The sequence below is a fragment of the Arcobacter peruensis genome, assembly GCF_003711085.1.
Lineage (GTDB): Bacteria > Campylobacterota > Campylobacteria > Campylobacterales > Arcobacteraceae > Poseidonibacter > Poseidonibacter parvus.
The window spans coordinates 1621735-1640800 of sequence record NZ_CP032363.1 but is presented as its reverse complement, the minus strand read 5'-3'; the positions used below and the strand labels follow the sequence as shown (position 1 = coordinate 1640800).

General features: G+C 28.4%; 18 protein-coding genes. 13 read left to right on the top strand and 5 right to left on the bottom strand.

The window, feature by feature from the left end; translation table 11 throughout:
* The first annotated feature begins 91 nt into the window (after nt 1-91).
* Nucleotides 92-1438: an amidophosphoribosyltransferase gene (gene purF, locus D3Z07_RS08220; RefSeq protein ID WP_122893577.1), complete on the top strand. Its 1347-nt coding sequence runs from the start codon at nt 92-94 to the stop codon at nt 1436-1438.
* A gap of 46 nt (nt 1439-1484) precedes the next feature.
* On the opposite strand, the gene D3Z07_RS08215 is transcribed toward purF, so the two are convergent.
* Together D3Z07_RS08215 and D3Z07_RS08210 are read right to left on the bottom strand one after the other, a co-directional pair.
* A complete protein-coding gene (locus tag D3Z07_RS08215; protein ID WP_076083581.1) occupies nt 1485-3008 on the bottom strand; it encodes a bifunctional GNAT family N-acetyltransferase/carbon-nitrogen hydrolase family protein in 1524 nt (507 codons plus the stop codon).
* Between the two features lie 94 nt (nt 3009-3102).
* Entirely contained in the window at nt 3103-3999 is an 897-nt protein-coding gene (locus D3Z07_RS08210; RefSeq protein ID WP_076083583.1) for a LysR family transcriptional regulator, read from the bottom strand.
* 117 nt (nt 4000-4116) lie between these two features.
* Here D3Z07_RS08210 and D3Z07_RS08205 point away from each other — a divergent pair, with 117 nt between their 5' ends.
* The 12 genes from D3Z07_RS08205 to D3Z07_RS08150 all read left to right on the top strand — a co-directional run bounded on the left by D3Z07_RS08205 (nt 4117) and on the right by D3Z07_RS08150 (nt 15956).
* Nucleotides 4117-6171, top strand: coding sequence for an ATP-dependent helicase (locus tag D3Z07_RS08205; RefSeq protein WP_122894209.1), 2055 nt, complete (start codon nt 4117-4119; stop codon nt 6169-6171).
* A gap of 18 nt (nt 6172-6189) precedes the next feature.
* Complete coding sequence (truB, locus tag D3Z07_RS08200) at nt 6190-7038, top strand: tRNA pseudouridine(55) synthase TruB (protein WP_122893576.1); 849 nt, start codon at nt 6190-6192, stop codon at nt 7036-7038.
* Nucleotides 7035-7796 carry a 4-(cytidine 5'-diphospho)-2-C-methyl-D-erythritol kinase gene (locus tag D3Z07_RS08195; protein ID WP_076083588.1) on the top strand — a complete coding sequence of 254 codons (762 nt, stop codon included), beginning with the start codon at nt 7035-7037 and terminating at the stop codon, nt 7794-7796. The genes truB and D3Z07_RS08195 overlap by 4 nt, the downstream gene beginning before the upstream one ends.
* 8 nt (nt 7797-7804) lie before the next feature.
* Nucleotides 7805-8281, top strand: a complete 477-nt coding sequence (smpB, locus tag D3Z07_RS08190; RefSeq protein WP_076083591.1) for an SsrA-binding protein SmpB — start codon at nt 7805-7807, stop codon at nt 8279-8281.
* Nucleotides 8282-8746: 465 nt separating this feature from the next.
* The gene (ccoN, locus tag D3Z07_RS08185) at nt 8747-10213 is read left to right on the top strand and encodes a cytochrome-c oxidase, cbb3-type subunit I (protein ID WP_122893575.1); all 1467 of its coding nucleotides are present in this window, start codon (nt 8747-8749) and stop codon (nt 10211-10213) included.
* A 14-nt stretch (nt 10214-10227) separates the two neighbouring features.
* Nucleotides 10228-10911, top strand: coding sequence for a cytochrome-c oxidase, cbb3-type subunit II (ccoO, locus tag D3Z07_RS08180; RefSeq protein WP_122893574.1), 684 nt, complete (start codon nt 10228-10230; stop codon nt 10909-10911).
* A 10-nt stretch (nt 10912-10921) separates the two neighbouring features.
* Complete coding sequence (locus tag D3Z07_RS08175) at nt 10922-11140, top strand: CcoQ/FixQ family Cbb3-type cytochrome c oxidase assembly chaperone (protein WP_076083601.1); 219 nt, start codon at nt 10922-10924, stop codon at nt 11138-11140.
* 1 nt (nt 11141) lies between these two features.
* Nucleotides 11142-12029, top strand: a complete 888-nt coding sequence (locus D3Z07_RS08170; protein ID WP_122893573.1) for a cbb3-type cytochrome c oxidase N-terminal domain-containing protein — start codon at nt 11142-11144, stop codon at nt 12027-12029.
* Nucleotide 12030: 1 nt separating this feature from the next.
* Nucleotides 12031-12303: a DUF4006 family protein gene (locus D3Z07_RS08165; protein WP_122893572.1), complete on the top strand. Its 273-nt coding sequence runs from the start codon at nt 12031-12033 to the stop codon at nt 12301-12303.
* Between the two features lie 103 nt (nt 12304-12406).
* A complete protein-coding gene (locus tag D3Z07_RS08160) occupies nt 12407-13045 on the top strand; it encodes a hypothetical protein (protein ID WP_122893571.1) in 639 nt (212 codons plus the stop codon).
* A complete protein-coding gene (locus tag D3Z07_RS08155; RefSeq protein WP_122893570.1) occupies nt 13046-13606 on the top strand; it encodes a hypothetical protein in 561 nt (186 codons plus the stop codon).
* On the top strand, nt 13596-15956 hold the full coding sequence (locus D3Z07_RS08150; RefSeq protein WP_122893569.1) for a PD-(D/E)XK nuclease family protein: 2361 nt from the start codon (nt 13596-13598) through the stop codon (nt 15954-15956). The genes D3Z07_RS08155 and D3Z07_RS08150 overlap by 11 nt, the downstream gene beginning before the upstream one ends.
* 30 nt (nt 15957-15986) lie before the next feature.
* Here D3Z07_RS08150 and prfB read toward each other — a convergent pair whose 3' ends face one another.
* From prfB to D3Z07_RS08135, 3 genes are all read right to left on the bottom strand, one after another.
* Nucleotides 15987-17081: a peptide chain release factor 2 gene (prfB, locus tag D3Z07_RS08145; RefSeq protein ID WP_122893568.1), complete on the bottom strand. Its 1095-nt coding sequence runs from the start codon at nt 17079-17081 to the stop codon at nt 15987-15989.
* A gap of 30 nt (nt 17082-17111) precedes the next feature.
* A complete protein-coding gene (locus tag D3Z07_RS08140; RefSeq protein WP_122893567.1) occupies nt 17112-17753 on the bottom strand; it encodes a c-type cytochrome in 642 nt (213 codons plus the stop codon).
* A gap of 125 nt (nt 17754-17878) precedes the next feature.
* Nucleotides 17879-19042 carry a porin gene (locus tag D3Z07_RS08135; protein ID WP_122893566.1) on the bottom strand — a complete coding sequence of 388 codons (1164 nt, stop codon included), beginning with the start codon at nt 19040-19042 and terminating at the stop codon, nt 17879-17881.
* Nucleotides 19043-19066: the final 24 nt, after the last annotated feature.

Below are 19066 nucleotides of genomic sequence, written 5' to 3'. Positions count from 1 at the left end.
ACTTAAGCTTTTAAACAAAATTAATAAAATAAAACTAAAAGATAAAAGACATTTACACTTTCACTTTTTTCTTTTCAATAAGGTTAAATAAATGTGCGCAATAGTTGGAATTTACGGAAACGATAATGCTGCAAGACTTGCATCTCTTGCTTTATTTGCAATGCAACACAGAGGGCAAGAAGCTACAGGTATTTCTTCTTCGTGTGAAGGAAAAATTCACACGATTAAAAATAGAGGTTTAGTATCAGATGTATTTAAAGAGTCTGCACTTAAAATCTTAAAAGGGAATATGGCTATTGGGCATAATAGATATTCAACAGCAGGTGGAGATTCTATTTTAGATGCTCAACCTGTATTTGCTAAGTATAAACTTGGTGAAATATCTATTGTTCATAATGGAAACTTAATCAATAAAGATGAAGTACGAAAAGATTTAATTGATAAAGGTGCAATTTTCCAAACAGGAATGGACACTGAAAACTTAATTCATTTAATTGCTAAGAACACTAAAGATAGATTAAGAGATAGAATTAAAGAAGCACTACAAAGAACAGTTGGAGCTTATTGTTTTATTGTTCAATCAAGATCAAAACAGTTTGTAATTAGAGATAAATATGGAATTAGACCATTATCTTTAGGAAAATTAAAATCAGGTGGTTATATAGTTGCTTCTGAAACTTGTGCTTTTGATTTAGTTGATGCAACTTTTGTAAGAGATGTTAAGCCTGGAGAGATGTTAATTTTTAGTGAAGATTATGATGAGCCTGAATCAATTCAATTATTTGAACCAGAATTTAGACCTTGTGCTTTTGAATATGTATATTTTGCGCGACCAGATTCAGAAATAGATGGAAAAAATGTATATACAACAAGAGAACATATGGGTAAAGCCTTAGCATTAAATGATAAAGCTTCAACTGTAAAATATGATATGGTTGTACCTGTTCCAGATTCAGGAGTTCCAGCAGCTCTTGGTTATGCAGCACAAAGTGGTGTACCTTTTGAATACGGAATAATTAGAAATCATTATGTTGGAAGAACATTTATTGAACCAACTCAAGAAATGAGAAGCATGAAAGTTAAAATGAAACTTTCACCTATGAAATCATTAATTGCAGGTAAATCTTTACTTGTAATTGATGATTCAATAGTAAGGGGTACTACTTCTAAGAGAATTGTAAGAATGCTTAAAGATGCGGGAGCAAAAGAAGTACACTTTAGAGTTGCTTCTCCTGAGATTAAATTCCCTTGTTATTATGGTATTGATACACCTAATAAAGAAGAATTAATTTCTAATAACATGACTAAAGATGAAGTTTGTAAATATATTGAAGCTGATTCTTTAGAATACTTATCAGTTGATGATTTAGTTAATGCAATTGGTGGTGATAGGAATTATGCCTTAGAGAGTTTTGATGGAGATTACTTCGTTAAATAATAACTCTTATTTTGTAAACTTTAAATATTAGGGTAAACCCTAATATTTATTTTTTTAATTCTATTTCGTATACATCTGTTCTTCTATCTTTTAAGTTAGTCACACTTCCAATACTATGTAACTGTTTTAACAATTCTAAATCTACATCTGCAATTAAAATCATTTCAGTATTTGGAGTAGATTCTGCTTTTATTCCATTTGCAGGAAATGCGAAATCACATGGTGTAAATACAGCTGATTGTGCATATTGAATATCCATATTACTAACTTTTGGTAAATTTCCTACACAACCTGCAATTGCCACATAACATTCGTTTTCAATAGCTCTTGCTTGTGAACAAAATCTTACTCTTGAATAACCATTTTGTGTATCAGTTAAAAATGGAACAAATAATATATCCATTCCATCTTTTGCTAGCATTCTTCCTAGTTCAGGAAACTCGCTATCATAACAAATAAGTACCCCAATTTTTCCACAATCTGTATCAAATGTTTTTACTTCATTTGCACCTTTTAATCCCCAAACTTTTTTCTCATCAGGAGTTACATGCATTTTTGCATACTTTTCAATTGAACCATCACGTCTACATAAAAAACCAACATTATAAAGGTCACCATCAACTAACTGGGGCATACTTCCAGTAATAATATTGATATTATAAGCAATAGCTAGTCTTGAGAATTCTTCTTTAAATTTTGGAGTAAATTTAGCTAATTCTCTAATAGCTTCTGCTTCGCCTAAATGATTAAATGCAGCCATTAATGGAGCATTAAAAAATTCAGGGAATAAGGCGAAATCACTTCTATAATTTGATACTGCATCTACGAAATATTCAGCTTGCTCAAAAACTTCTTCAATATTTTTATATAAACGCACTTGCCATTGTATAAGACCTAATCTAATTACAGTTTTTTGTTGCATTGGAGCTTTTGAAGGCTTTGCATAATATATATTATCCCATGCTAATAATGATGCATATTCACAGCTTTCAACATCGCCTTCAAGGTAATTCTTTAAAACTCTTTTTACATAAAAATCATTTGAAAGTTGAAAATTTAAAACTGGGTCATAAATTTCTCTTGCTCTTACTTTTGAAATATACTCTTTTGGCGTTAAAGTATCAGAATATTTTTTATAATTTGGTAACCTTCCACCAAAAATTATACCTCTTAGATTTAACTCTTCACAAAGTTCTTGTCTAAATTCATAAAGTCTTCTTCCAAGTCTTAATCCTCTATATTTCTTACTAACAAATACATCAACACCATAAAGTGTATCACCTTCATCATCATGAGTATCAAAAGTATAATTTGCTGTAATTTCTTTATATGTATGAGAATCATCATATTTATCATAATCAACAACAATACTAAGTGCAAAACCTGCTAGTTCGCCATCAATTTTAATACCAACTTGACCTTTTGGGAATTTGTTTAATAAAGTAGTAAACTCTTCAAGACTCCATGATGAATCATCTAAATGTTTATACTCATCATTCATTAAAATTTCTATGTTTTTGTGATCTTCAACTTTAAGATAAATCAGTTCTATCTTATCTATATTATCCATTGTATACCTCTGTATTTAAAAATGTAATTTAAGTTAAATTGTTTGGAATATGTGTGTATAAGTTTTTTGAAATAATACCAGAAAAATTCTAGTATTATTTAATTTTTAAAAGATAATCAACTACATTGTCAATAAATGCATCATGCTTTCTATCTTTTCTGTAAGCGATATATAGTTTTCTAACCATCTTTTGATTGTTAATTCTTGATTCATATAATGCACCTGATTTAAGCAGTGATTCAATTGCATTTCTTGAAACAATTGAAACTGTAGGAGTAAGTGATTTATCAGAGTGTAAAACTGTTTGAACAATAGTAGTAGCACTTGTAACTTCACTTGTAACATCAAATGTATCACAATCAGGGAAGTTAGCTTTATCAAGGTTTTCTTTGAAAATAGCTCTTGTATTTGACTCAGGATTTCTACAAACCCATTTATATGATAATAAATCTTCAGCTTTTGCTCTAGCTGGTAATTGTTGGTTAGAGAAAATTACAATTTCATCTTCCATCCATTCTCTATAGATAATATCATCATTTGAAACATAGTTTTCAACTAAAGCCATATCTATTTTTTTATCTAATAAATCTTCAATTGCTTCATGAGAAACTGAAACATTTATTGATACTTCATTATTAATATTTTCTTTTAGATTATTTAAAAATCTAGGTAGAATATAGTTACCAATTATAAATGATGCACCAAATACAAATGTTACATCTTTGTTCATAATTTTTAGTAATTCTTTCTCACCATTAGCAACACACTTTTCAATTTTTATAGCAATTGAATAAAGCATTTGACCTTCTTTTGTAAGTCTAATACCATTCTTTTTTCTATCAACTACTTGTACATCTAAATAGTCTTCTATAAATTTCATTTGTTGTGTTACAGCAGGTTGTGAAATACCAAGTTTTGCTGAAGCTTTTGAAAAAGATTTTTCTCTCACTACTGTAAGAAAAGTCTCTAGTTTTGCAAAATCTGTTAGCATTATAGCCTCCGTGTTATAAATTATATTTATCATAACATTTATTTATATATAAAATAATTAAGAAGAATAATGAATTTATTTAATATATGGTATAATTATATATTAATGGGAGAACAAATGTCTGAAAATTTATTATCATTATTAAATGATTCGCAAAAAAGTGCAGCTGAACATATCGATGGTTCACTACTTATACTTGCAGGTGCTGGCTCAGGAAAAACAAAAACAATTACTACAAGATTAGCTTATTTAATTTCAATAGGAATTGATCCTGCTTCAATATTAACACTAACATTTACAAATAAAGCAGCTTCTGAAATGAGAGAACGTGCTTTTTCAATGATAGACCAAGCATCTATAAATACTCCCCCTTTATTATGTACTTTTCATAAATTTGGATTATTATTCTTAAAATTTCACATGAGTGAATTAGGAAGAAAAGGTAACTTTATTATAATTGATACAGATGACAAAAAAAGAATCATTAAGTCAATAGATAAAGAGATTACAACTTCACTTTTAGTATCTGAAATTTCAAAGTATAAAAATACTTTAATGTCACCTGCTGAAGCAATTGCAGGAGCTGAACTTAAACTATATCAACAAATTGCACTTGTGTACCAAAAATACCAAGAATATCTTTTAAAAAACAATCTTGTAGATTTTGATGATTTATTGTTATTACCTTATGAAATTTTAAAGAAAAATGAAAAATTAGCACAACAAGTTAGCCAAAAATATCAATATATAATGGTAGATGAGTACCAAGATACAAATGAATTACAATACAGATTATTAAGACTTTTATGCGCAACACATAATAATCTTTGTGTAGTTGGTGATGATGACCAAAGTATTTATGGTTGGAGAGGTGCAACGATTAAAAATATTCTTAATTTTTCAGAACATTTTGAAGGTACAAAAGTTGTAAAACTTGAAGAAAATTATAGATCAACGGATACTATTTTAAATCATGCAAATCAGTTAATTGAACACAATCGTGATAGACTTGGAAAAAAACTTGTTGGAACTCGTGCGAAAGGTGATTCAATTAAAGTATATGAGTCACATGATGAAAATGAAGAAACAAGAAAAATAATCGATGATATAAAAGCTTTATTAGATAGAGGTATAAGTGCAAAAGATGTAGCAATACTATTTAGAGTAAATGCTTTATCAAGATCACTTGAAGAAGGTTTTAATAAAGCTGGATTAAACTATAAACTTGTTGGTGGTATGAAGTTCTATGAAAGAGCAGAAATTAAAGATTTAATTGCATTTTTTAGAATACTAACAAACTCAAATGATAATTTTTCATTAAAAAGAGTTATTAATAAACCAAAACGTGGTATTGGAAAAACAACAATTGATAAGCTTGAAGCAAAATCAATTCAAACACAAAAACCAATTTTTGATTTAATTCAAGAGTTTAGTGCAGATGAACTTGCAGCAATTGTAGGGAAGAAAAACTCTAGAACATTAAAAGTTTTTGAAGCTTCAATAATGGATTTAAAAGATATTTTAACAGAATCAAAAATGAAGTTTTTAGATGCTTTTGAAGATACTTTTGATTATAGAGCCTCTTATGATAATGTTCCTGATGGTTTTGAAAGACAAGGAAATATCGACGAGTTTAATGGATACATTAGAGACTATTTTATGCAAAATCCACATTTAGAATTAAAAGACTTTTTAAATGAAATTGCATTAGAGAGTGAAAATGGTGAATATAATAATGAAGCTATTTCTATGATGAGTATTCATGCTTCAAAAGGTTTAGAGTTTAAAAATCTTTTTATAATAGGACTTGAAGAAGGTTTCTTCCCATTAACTGGTGATGGAGCTGATATTGAAGAGGAAAGAAGATTAGGTTATGTAGCAATTACAAGAGCTATGGATAATTTAACACTTTCTTTTGTTCATTCAAGATTTTATAAAGGTAAAAGGGCAATTTTACAAAAGAGTAGATTTTTAAGTGAATCAGGATTAATCAAAGGTTCTTTAACAATTGAAAAACAATCAAACTTCAAAAAAGGTGATTTAGTTCAACACAAAATTTTTGGTATGGGTAGAGTTCAAAAAGCTACTAAAGCTGGTAAAGACTATAAACTTACAATTAATTTTGGTGGAACAAAAAGAGATATTTTATCTTCTTTTGTTGAAAAATCATAAAACTTATTTAGAGAATATATGCAAACAAGACTTTATAATAAAGAACCACTAAATAAACTTTTAGTGGTTAAAAAACCAATTTTTCTTTCATCAAATACTTATTTAAATAAAATAAAAAGAAAGTATAAAAATAAAAAAGCAGGGTTTAGTGGAACTTTAGATCCTTTTGCTTGTGGCTGTTTAATCGTAGCTTTTGGTCAATATTCAAAACTATTTAAATATTTATCAAAAACACCTAAAACATATAAAGCTGTAATTTGGTTAGGTGTTCAGTCCGAATCTTTAGATATTGAGAATGTAAATTCAATTGAAGAATCAAAACGTCTAGATGCTGTAACAATACAAAATGAGATAAAAAAGCTTATTGGTGAAATAGAGTATATACCACCAAAGTTTTCTGCAAAAAAGATAGATGGAAAAAGAGCTTATGATTTAGCACGTGAAGGCGTAGACTTTGAAATGAAAAAATCAATTATGAATATTGTTGATACAAAATTTATAAACTACAATCATCCTTTTATTACTTTTGAAGCAAGTGTTAGTGAAGGCTCATATATAAGATCTCTTGCTCAAATATTATGTGAAAGATTAGATGTAAAAGGAACTTTATCTTATTTAGAACGAATAAATGAAGGAAAATTTTATTACGAGAATGAAAAAGATTTAAATCCTTTAGACTATTTAGATATTCCACACAATAATTATAAAGGTACAAAAGAGTGGCTTTTTAATGGAAAAAAGATTTCAATAGATTTTTTAGAAAATAAAGAAGAAGGTAAATATTTAATTGTCTTTGATGATTTTTTTAGCATAATCGAAATTGTTGGGAATGATGTAAACTATTTATTAAATAAGGTTACTTTATGAAAAGTTTCAAATCTTATGCAAAAGTGAATATATTTTTAAAGATTGCAGATAAAAGAGATAATTATCATGAGCTCGTATCGAGATTTATACGAGTTCATAATTTGTTTGACATTATGTCATTTGTAAAAACTAATAAGAAGGCTATGTATATTATAGGTGATTTTGGATGTAAATTAGAATCCAATACTGTATATAAAGTATACAATTTGCTAAAACATTATAAAAGTGTTGAGGAATTTTTTAAAATTTATAGCGTTAAAGTAGAAAAAAATATCCCAGAATTTGCAGGTCTTGGTGGTGGAAGCTCAAATGCTGCTACGTTTTTAATAATGGTAAACGAATATTGTAATTTAAATTTATCAAAAGATGAACTTTGTGATATTGCAGTACAAGTTGGTGCTGATGTTCCTTTTTTTGTATATGAGTATGATAGTGCAAATGTAAGAGGTATTGGTGAAATTGTAGAAAAGTTTGATGAAGAAGTATTAGATGTTCAAACAATTACACCAAAAATAAAATGTGACACAGGTAAAATTTTTAATATTTTTAGAGAAAAGTTTTACAAACAAATATCAAAAGAAGAAGAAAATAGATTACTAGCTTTAAGCTCAAAAGAAATATTAAAAGAGTTTAGTATATATGAAGCAAATGATTTATATGAAGCGGCAATAACAGTAGAACCCAAACTTAAAGAATATGAAAAAGAAAATTGGTATTTTAGCGGAAGTGGAAGTTCATTTTTTAAGATAAATGAGTAAGGTTAATTATGGCAAAGAAAAAAGAAGAAAAAAAGAATCTAGTATTTAAAAACAAAAAAGCATTTCATGATTTTACAATTTTAGAAAGTATGGAAGCTGGAATTGTATTAGAAGGTAGTGAAGTAAAAGCAATGAGAGAAGGTCGTGCAAATCTAAAAGACTCTTTTGTTCGTATTATAAAAGGTGAAGTATTTTTATTTAATATGCATATTTCTCATTTAAATACAGCTCATGTAACATATAGACCTGATGAAAGACGAGAGCGTAAACTATTGTTACATAATAAAGAAATAGCTAAGCTTTTTGCTAAAGTTACTAAAGATGGTATTTCAATTGTTCCACTTAAAATGTATTTTAATGCTAGAAATAAAGTAAAAGTACAAATTGCAACAGCTGAAGGTAAAAAACTTCACGATAAAAGAGAAGATTTAAAGAAAAAAACCATGTTAAGAGAGACTCAAATAGCTATTAAAAACTGGAAATAAAGCCTATACATTTGTCTCTTTCTTTTCATAGCATTAAAGAGACAAAATATTATTATTTTTTACAAAAGAATTGTATTTAATGATTATTCCCTAAATTCAATTATTATAAATTCATTTTTTATTATAAATTTCTTCTACTTCTAATTTTTTATAGTTTTGATAATCACTATGAGTATAATATAGCCTAAATATAGCTAAATAAGACAATTATTATCTCATATAAAGAAAAACCACTTTCTTAATACATATAAGTTGAGCTTATAATTGCTTTTGTAAAATTATATTTATACTTATTCTATGATTTTATAATTGCCATTAGTATTAATTTAAACAATTTAATTATTTTTATTAAAATTTTATACTTAATTTATACTAAAATTAAGTGAAATCTTATTCATTTTCAGTTAATATTGACTCATAAGTGACGAATTGTGACTTGTATATAAAATTAGTAGGAGGAGATTGATGCAAAACGGTGCACAAATTGAGTATGATTACTCAGTTGCAAAAGCCTTTACATTTGCAACAATTTTGTTTGGTATCATAGGTATGACGATTGGTGTTGTACTTGCGTTTCAATTGGCGTTTCCTGAGTTAAATAACTTAGCTGGGGAGTATGGTACATTTAGTAGATTAAGACCTTTACACACAAATGGTGTGGCATTTGGTTTTACTTTAAGTGGTGTTTTTGCTTCATGGTATTACATTGGGCAAAGAGTATTAAAAGTTTCTTTAAAAGAATCTCCATTTTTAATGGGTGTAGCAAAATTACATTTTGCACTTTACTTTATTACAATTTTATTAGCTGTTGTTACTTTATTTATGGGTTTCACAACTTCTAAAGAGTATGCTGAGTTAGAGTGGCCATTAGATATTTTAGTTGTTGTATGGTGGGTTTTATGGGGTGTTTCAATCTTTGGTCTTATTGGGATTAGAAGAGAGCGAACATTATATATCTCATTATGGTATTTCATTGCTACATTTATTGCAATTGCAATGTTATATTTATTTAACAATATGGAAGTTCCAACTGCATTAGTATCTGGTTATGGTTCATGGATGCATTCAGTTTCTATGTATGCTGGTACAAATGATGCCTTAGTACAATGGTGGTATGGACACAATGCTGTTGCATTCGTTTTCACAACTCCTATTATTGCTATGATTTATTACTTTCTTCCAAAAGAATCTGGTCAAAATGTTTATTCTTATAAACTTTCGATTTTAGCTTTCTGGGGATTAATGTTTGTTTATTTATGGGCTGGTGGACACCACTTATTATATTCAACTGTTCCTGATTGGATGCAAACAATGGGTTCTGTTATGTCTGTTGTATTAATTTTACCATCATGGGGATCTGCTATTAATATGCTTTTAACTATGAAAGGTGAGTGGCAACAGTTACAAACTAATACACTAATTAAGTTTATGGTATTAGCTTCAACATTCTATATGTTATCAACTATTGAAGGTCCTATTCAAGCGATCAAATCAGTAAATGCAATTGCGCACTTTACAGATTGGATTCCAGGTCACGTTCATGATGGTGTTTTAGGATGGGTTGTATTTATGGTAATGGCAGCATTATTCCATATGGTTCCAAGAATGTACAAAAGAGAAATTTACTCTAAGTCATTAATGGATACACAATTCTGGTTACAAACTACAGGTATCGTTTTATACTTTACTTCTATGTGGATTGCAGGTATTACTCAAGGTATGATGTGGAGAGCATATGATGAATATGGTTCTTTAGTTTATTCATTCATTGATACAGTAACTGTATTACAACCGTATTATACAATTAGAGCAGTTGGTGGGTTATTATACCTTATTGGATTCTTTATGTTTGCATTTAATATTTACAAAACTATTAAATGTGGAAGAGTGTTAGATAAAGAACCAACAAACGCTACACCTGTAGCTGCGTAAGAAAAGGAGAAATTATGTTTCATTGGTTTGAACAAAGACCGTTTTTCTTTGCGGTTCTAGTATTCGTGTTTGTTGCATTCGCAGGTATTATTGAAATAATTCCAGATTTTGCAAAACAAAGTAGACCAACTGTAGGTACAAAGCCTTATTCAGTTCTTGAATTAGCAGGTAGACAAGTTTATATTAAAGATTCTTGTAACGCTTGTCACTCACAGTTAATTAGACCATTTAAATCAGAGACTGATAGATATGGTATGTATTCATTATCTGGTGAGTATGCTTATGATAGACCATTTTTATGGGGATCAAAAAGAACTGGTCCAGATTTAATGAGAGTTGGTAATTATAGAACTACTGATTGGCATGAAAATCACATGATGGATCCAGCGTCTGTTGTACCTGGAACTGTTATGCCAGCATATCCTCACCAATTTGAGAATATTGCTGATTTAGATACAGCATATGCAGAAGCTTATACAGTTAAAACTGTTTTTGCTACTCCATATGATCAAGATTTAGATGGTGATGGAAAAGTTGATGTTGAGTTAGGTGATCACGCTACTGCAATTGCAAAAGCAAAAGCAGATGCAGCTTTAATCGCAGCTGATATGAAAAATAAAGCTGTAAAAGATGCTGTTGCAAATGGTCAGATTCCTGAAATAGTTGCATTAATTGCATATTTAAATTCTTTAAAATAAGAGGTTAATAATGGAATATGAAGAGTTATTGAACATACAGGGTTATGTAAAGTTTTTCTTAATACTTGTTGTATTTGTAGTTTTTTACTCTTATGCTTACTCTATTTATAGTAGAGATAAGAAAGGTGAAAGAGATTTTGAAAAATATTCAAACTTGGTTCATGATGATTCATCTTCCTCTACTCCTCTTGAAAAAAGAGAAGACAATATAGATAACAAGGAGAAATAGTATGAAATCTATGGTTATAGGTGGAATTATTCTTGTCATCGCATTAATGGCAGGAACTTACTTTGCAGCAGGTGATGCTTTTATCGGTGACGATTATATTAATAGTTTAACAATGTTAGGTGCTATTGCAATTATTGTAATTACAGTATTTACATCGCTTAAATATATTAATCAAATGAAAAATGATACAGCTAGTGGTGAATTAAAAGATGAGAATTGGGATGGTATTGGTGAATACCAAAATAATGTTCCTACAGGATGGGCTTTAGCATTCATAGGTACAATTATCTGGATGTTTTGGTATATGACTATGGGTTATCCAATTAATGGATTCTCACAAATTGGTCAATGGAATGAAGAAACATTAGAATATAATGCGAAATTTGAAAAGAAATGGGAAAACCCTTCTATTGAAACTTTAGAAGCAATGGGTCAATCTACGTACTTAGTGCAATGTGCACCTTGTCATGGTATTGATGCTGAAGGTATTGAAGGTAAAGCTCATAACTTTACAAAGAGAATTTCTAAAGAGCAAGTTGTTCATGTAATTAATAATGGGGCTAACAACTTAAAAACTGCATATCCTGGTGGAATGCCAGCTGGTATGGCTTTTGGACCTGATGTAGATGCAATTGCAGAATATGTTGCTGGTGGCTTTAAAGGTGAACAACCTGCTGCTTACGGTGTATGTGCTGGATGTCATGGTATGGATGGTAAAGGTATGGCTTACGTTGGTCCAAACATTAGAGAATATGATGATGCATTAGTAATGGCTGTGTTAAAAGATGGTAAAAAAGGAAACATTGGTATGATGCCAAGTTTTGATGGAAGACTAAATGAAACACAGCAAAAAGCTGTTGCTGCATATTTAAGAAGTTTAGGAGAGTAAGATGGCTGGAAATACGCAAATGAACGAAAACGAAAGAGGAATCTTTAAGTTAAGTGGTATTACTGGTATGTTAATAGCAACAGTTTTACTATTAGCTATTTTAGTTGGTTTAACTATTAGTGCAATTAGTGTACAACAAAATGAGTCAACTAATTTCTACAAGGTTAATCAAGATCTTAATGGTTTAACATCTGGAAGTTTTTCTTCTGATAGAAAACAAAACACTGCAGAAGAACAAAATAAAAATTATCAATTAATTGGTAATGGTAAGTAAGGAGTAGGATATGGATAAGATTATAGGTATTTTACTTGTTGCCTCAGCTGCATTTACTTTATATTTTAGTTTCTTTAATGATGCAAAAATATTTATTGGTTAAATGAAAAGTTTTAATAGTATAAAAATAGGAGTGATTTTTTCACTTCTATTTTTTTTATCACAAAATATATTAGCAAGCAATTTTATCTTAAGTGAAGATGGATTAATAGATCCTCGTGCTCAAGAGAAAATAAATGTTATGGGTTTAGAATCTAAAGAAAAATTAGGTGTTAATATTTACGTTTATGTAAAAAATACTTATGGTTTAGGTGACAAAATCAAAGGTAAAGATAAAATTATCTATCTAAAAGATCATGAGTCTCAAATTTTGCCAGTGTTAAAAAAACCTTATGTTTTAATGACGATGTCAATTACAGAACAACATGTAAATTTATTAGTAAGTGATTCTTTAAAAAAGATTATCGATAAAAATGATATTTTAGATGGATATGTAGTACCACTATTAGCTTCAAAAGATAAAAATACATTATATGCAAAAGTAAGTGCTGCAACATTAAATGGTTATGCAGCAATTGCAGATACAATTGCAGATAGTAAAAACATAAAACTAGAAAGCAGTATAGGAAGTCAAGGTAAAATAGCAAGTACAATATGGAGAGTAATGATGTATACTCTTGTTGTAATTGGATTACTTGTTTATACTTTTGTAGTTTTAAGAGAAAAGAAGAGAAAAAAATAAATGAAAAGAAACTATTGGCCACTATTTTTTATAGGAATTTTTCTATTTACTTTTAGTTTAATTGTATGGACAATTGTTAGTGCTGTTAAAACACCAGTAAGTGATGATAAAAGTTTTTTAAGATCATATCAAGATGTTGATGCAAATTATAATGATATCATTATTTCAAATCAAAAGTTTTTAGAAAAATATGATTTTAATCTTGTAATAAATGATAAGACTTTTGGATTAACAACTGATGATATTAAGTTTTCACAAAGAGTTTTAGAAAAGCATTCAAAACATAAAAATTTATTAAAATATGATAAGCAAAATGATATTAAATTATTTGTAATAGATAAAATTACAAAAGAAAAGAAAGCTATTGATATAGTATTAAAAATCACTATGAGTTCTTCAAATAATTTTGATATTTTATTAAAAAATGAAAATTTTACTAATACGCAAAATGAATATAATACAAACTTCAAAATAATAGAAGAAAACAATTGGAACATCACAGGAACATTCAAAGTTGATGGACTTACAGGTTCTATTTATATAAAGACTAATGCAATTTAAACAAAAGCTATTAGTCTTTCCTACTTCAAGATCAATTCGATCTTATATATCATTACAAAAAGATATAAATACCTTACTTCCTTCTATTCTTACAATTGATGAATTTTTTAAAAAATGTATTGTTTTTAAAGACAAAAAGTACATTGATGAAGAACAAAGATTTTTATTTTTAAAGAATTCAATTGCTAATACAAATATACAAAAGCTTGGGATTTCAGATAATTTTACTAAGTTTTTAAAACAAAGTGATTATATTTATCGGTTTTTTTTAGAACTTGCAAGCGAAAAAGTTGAAATACAAAGTATAAAAGATGCAGATACTTATGAATACTTTGCGGAACATTTATCGATTTTAGAACAAATTAGAAACAACTATTTAAGTATTTTGGATGAAAATTCATCTGTTGATAGAGTTAATATGTCCATGCATTATAAAATCAATGAAGAGTTTTTAAAACGATTTGATGACATTGACTTAGTATTTGAAGGATATTTTACAAAAGTTGAATTTGATATTATTAAAAGTATTAGCTCACATGTAAATTTGAATATCAAGTTTTACTCAAATGAATATAATCAAAAATCTTTAGAAGTATTAGATATTTTAGATGAAAAGATAGAGCTAAATTATGAATATAATATTTCATTAAATCAAAAGAAAATACTTTCAAAATCAGAAATCAAAAGTAAAATAAACTCTTTAGAAATAAAAGGTTTTAATTCTAGAATAAATCAAATAGCTTATATTAAATCAAGTATCACAAAAGCTATCGAAAATAGAGTTAATCCTTCTTCTATTGCATTGGTATTACCGGATGAGAGTTTTGCCTCTTGGTTGCAGTTATTTGACAATGAACAGTATTTTAACTACGCAATGGGTAGAAGTATAAAAAACTATAGACTTTATCAAGTTGCATATGCTATTAATTCATATTTAAATGAAGATGAAATCAAACATACAAGTAATTTAGAGTATTTAAAAATAGACAAAAGTGCAATTGATAAAACAATAAGACTTTTATGGAATAAAGTTTCAACAAAAGAAAACTTTGAATTAATTACAAACTATATAAAACAAAATGAAGACAATGAAGAAATATTAGAAAAATATGATGAAATACTTTATAAGCTAAATATACTTTTATTTTCAAATGAAAACAATATTTTAGTAAAAGATTTGTATAAAATATTTTTACAAAAAATATCAAAAATCACACTTGATGATGTAAATTCAGGAAAAATTACAGTTTTAGGTTTACTTGAAACTAGGGCAGTTTCTTTTGATACAATTATTGTTTGTGATTTTAATGAAAACTTTATTCCAAAACGTTCAATAAAAGATAAGTTTTTATCAACAAAAATCAAAAGCATGGCAAATCTTCCAACTGCATTTGATAGAGAATCTTTACAAAAGTATTATTACAAAAGGTTAATAGACTCATCTTCAAATGTATATATTTCTTATGTGAATTCTGATATAAATCAAATTTCAAGATTTGCAAATGAATTATTCCCAAATGATATTTCTCATGATAGAAGCGATAATTTGTACAAGCATATTTTATACAATAATCATAATATTACTCATTTTGAAGAACAAATTATTCAAAAAATTGATTTAAGTAAATTTGAATGGTCTGCAACTTCACTTAAAAACTTTTTAGAGTGTAAAAGAAGATTTTATTTACAATATATTTTAAAAATACATGAACATACAATTTCTCTAAAACCAAAAGCTTTTGAGTTAGGAAATATTGTACATTCTATTTTAGAGAAGTATTATAAAGAGCAAACATTTGATTCCTCGTATAAAATGATTGAAGATCTATTTTTTGAATATAGATCTTCAAATCCTTTTTTAGCTCTAGATTTAGAAATATGGAAAAAGAAACTTTATGATTTTTATTTATATGATAAGCAAAGATTAGAAAATAGGAAAATCATAGAACTTGAGAAGAATTTTAATATCACTTTTGATGATATAAAAATAAAAGGTGTAATAGATAGAGTTGATTTATACGAAGATAAATATGAAGTAATTGATTACAAAACTTCAAGTTCTTTAAAAGTAGATACTTTAAAAAACTATGAAAAATCAAATGATTTTCAACTAGAGTTTTATTATTTAGCCATGAGTGAATTGTATAAAACTGATAAAATTGAAGCTTTTTATTATGATTTAGCAAATACTAAATTAATAGAAGAAATAGCTTTAGATAAAAAGTTAGAAGTATTAACTAAAAAATTTGAAGATATAAAAACATTATCAAAAGCTGATATTGATTTTGCTAAGTGTGAAGAAAAAACTACTTGTTTATATTGTCCATATAAAGTTATATGTAATAGATAAAACTTATGTTTTATCTATAGTTATATTAAGCTATTTTGCAGTTGCTATTAAAACGTCTTCTATTACTTTTGTAATATCTCCATCTAAAATTGCGTCTACATTTGAGTATCCAATGTTTGAACGTGTATCTTTTACTTGTTGGTATGGTTGCATTACATATGATCTAATTTGATGTCCCCAACCAATTTCTGATTTTTCAACACCATCTTTTGCAGCTTGTTGTTTTTCTAGTTCGTATTCATAAAGTCTTGATTTTAACATTTTTAAAGCACTTGCTTTATTTTTATGTTGTGATCTGTCATTTTGACATTGAACTACTATATTTGTTTCTATATGTGTTATTCTGATTGCTGATTCTGTTTTATTAACATGTTGACCACCAGCTCCACTTGCTCTATATGTATCAATTCTAATATCTTTATCTTCTATTTCAATATCAATATTATCATCAACTTCAGGACTTACTAATACTGATGCAAAAGAAGTATGTCTTTTTGCATTTGAATCAAAAGGAGAAATACGTACAAGTCTATGAATACCATTTTCAGCTTTTAGATATCCATAAGCATTTTCACCTTTTATGATAAATGATACATCTTTAATACCAGCTTCTTCACCTGGTTGATAATCAAGAGGTTCAATCTTAAAGTTTTGACGCTCAGCCCATCTTAAATACATTCTATAAAGCATAGCAGCCCAATCTTGTGATTCTGTTCCACCTGCTCCTGGGTGAATTGTAACAATTGCATTAGAAACATCATCAGGATTGCTTAGCATTACAGATATTTCTGTTGATTTGATTAGCTCATCTAATTCATTTGCTTCATCATAAAGCATTGCAAAGGTATCTTCATCTTTTTCTTCTTGTGCTAATTCATAAAGTTCATTTGTACCACTTAGTGCTTCATTTGCTTTATTAAACTTACTTAATTTTGATAATAATCTATTTTTTTCAATACCAATTTTTGTAGCATTTTCTACATCATTCCAAAAATCTTGGTCTGATTCTAGCTGTATTATCTCATCTAATCTAGCATTTAATAAATCAGGTTTTAAAATACTTTCAATATTTTCTAATTTAGTATTTAATAGTTTTAAAATTTGCGAATATTCGTATGCGTCCACGTATGTTATTCCTAATATTTGATTTATTAATTATTTGTTTATAGAATCTAAATAATCTTTGATTTTTACAATATCTGCTTTTGTAGTATTTGCTGCTATTGGTCTCATAACCATATTATAATCATAGCCATAATCACTTCTATTTGTATATTGTCCTATAGCATGAGCCATATCATCTGCTGACATATCTTTTAAAGCCATTCCTACATTATATGCTGCTTTTTCACCTTTTTCTCCATGACATGATTGACATTTGTTAGTATAAAGTTCTTTACCTGCAATTTTATTTTCTAAAACTCTTTTTATTTCTTTTTCTTTTGCTTCTTGAACTTTTTTTGCTTCGATTCTTTTTAGAATTCTTTCTTCAAGTTGAGCATCTGATACATTTGTATTTGTATTCACTTGTGCAAAATTTGATTGAGATTGATTTTTTTTGAAGATATATATGAAGTCATATCCTCCATCTTTTGTAGTGATTTTAATATCATCTACTTTCCAGCCATTTGCTTTCATATTATTAACAGTTTGAGTGCTTTTACACTCTCCACCATCAAGCGCTGTATTTTCGATAGTTCTCATTGAGTTGTGGTTTTCTTTAAAACACATTGTAGTTTGTGAATATGCTAACGTTGTTGCAAGTAATGTAAGTGATATAGACTTAAGAATTTTCATTTTTATCCTTTTAAATTAAAGGAATAGTCTACCATAAAGTCACTTGAGATATTTTTAAGGTAAAAAAAAAGCTAGAAGATAAATCTTCTAGCTTTTTATAAGTTTAGTAAAAATCTATCTAAGAATTAGAAAGAGTATCTAGCTTCAACTCTACCTCTAGTATATTCGTCACCTTGATCTTCAACGTCAGCAAATCTTACGTAAGTAGTTAAGTTTTTAGCAACTTTGTAAGAAATTTGACCTAAAGCTTCTGTTACGTCTAAATCTGTAGGACCTTGCTCACCTGCTGAATAAGCAGCTCTTAATGAGATTTTTGGAGTTACAGCTACAGATGCATCAATTGTATATGCTTCATAACCTGCTCTTGCAGATGTACCGATGTTCCATAATAATGCTTCAGCAGGTGTTTCAAGACCAGCAGCAGCTCCACCAGCTACAGAATGTAAAGAACCTGAACCTTGAGAACCAGTTTTTGCATAAGATAATTTAGCTGAAACAATTCCAACTTTACCAGATACATAAGCTTTAGCAGTTGAAAGTTCAGCAGATGAACCATCTACATCAGATTCAGTATACTCAGCTCCAACTTTTACCATTTGGAAAGCAACATCAGCTTTTAAATTGTAAGTGTTTAAAGTATCAGCAACGTCAGCATATTGACCTAATAAAGAAACAGGACCAACAGTACCCATTGCAATTACAGAATAAAGATCTTTACCACTATTCCCAACAACAGCAGCAGCTGGAGTAGTTGCAGGTGTAACACCAGTATCTGTGTTAATATTGAAATTAACTGCAGCTACATCGTTTGTTCCTGCGTCATGGTTATTAAATGCCGCAGCACCCACAGTAAAGTTACCTAAGTTATATAAAGCAACAAGACCGTCACCTTGTGCACCATCAGTAATTCTTCCTGGGATATTTTGTTGACCAGCATTAACAGTTAATGCTCCAGCATTGTAAGAGAAGTAGTAATCTTCAACATCTAAAGCATCAGTTGTTGGTTCATTATTTCCATTATTTGGTGCATTATCAATTTTGAATACTGCAGTTACGTTTTCAGTTACAGGAACTTTAACACCTACTTCAATTTCAACATCAGTACCATTTTCAGCAGTTGCAGTTGTAACACCATTGTTAACTACGTCTGATTTGTCTTGTGCTCTAAATCTAAATTGTCCAGAAACATCAACACCTTTGATTGCTTCTTCTAAAGATGCAGCGTTAACATTTGTTAATCCTGCTACTGCTACTGCAGCTACTAAACTTAATTTTGCGATTTTTTTCATGTATTCTCCTAAATTTTCGAAATA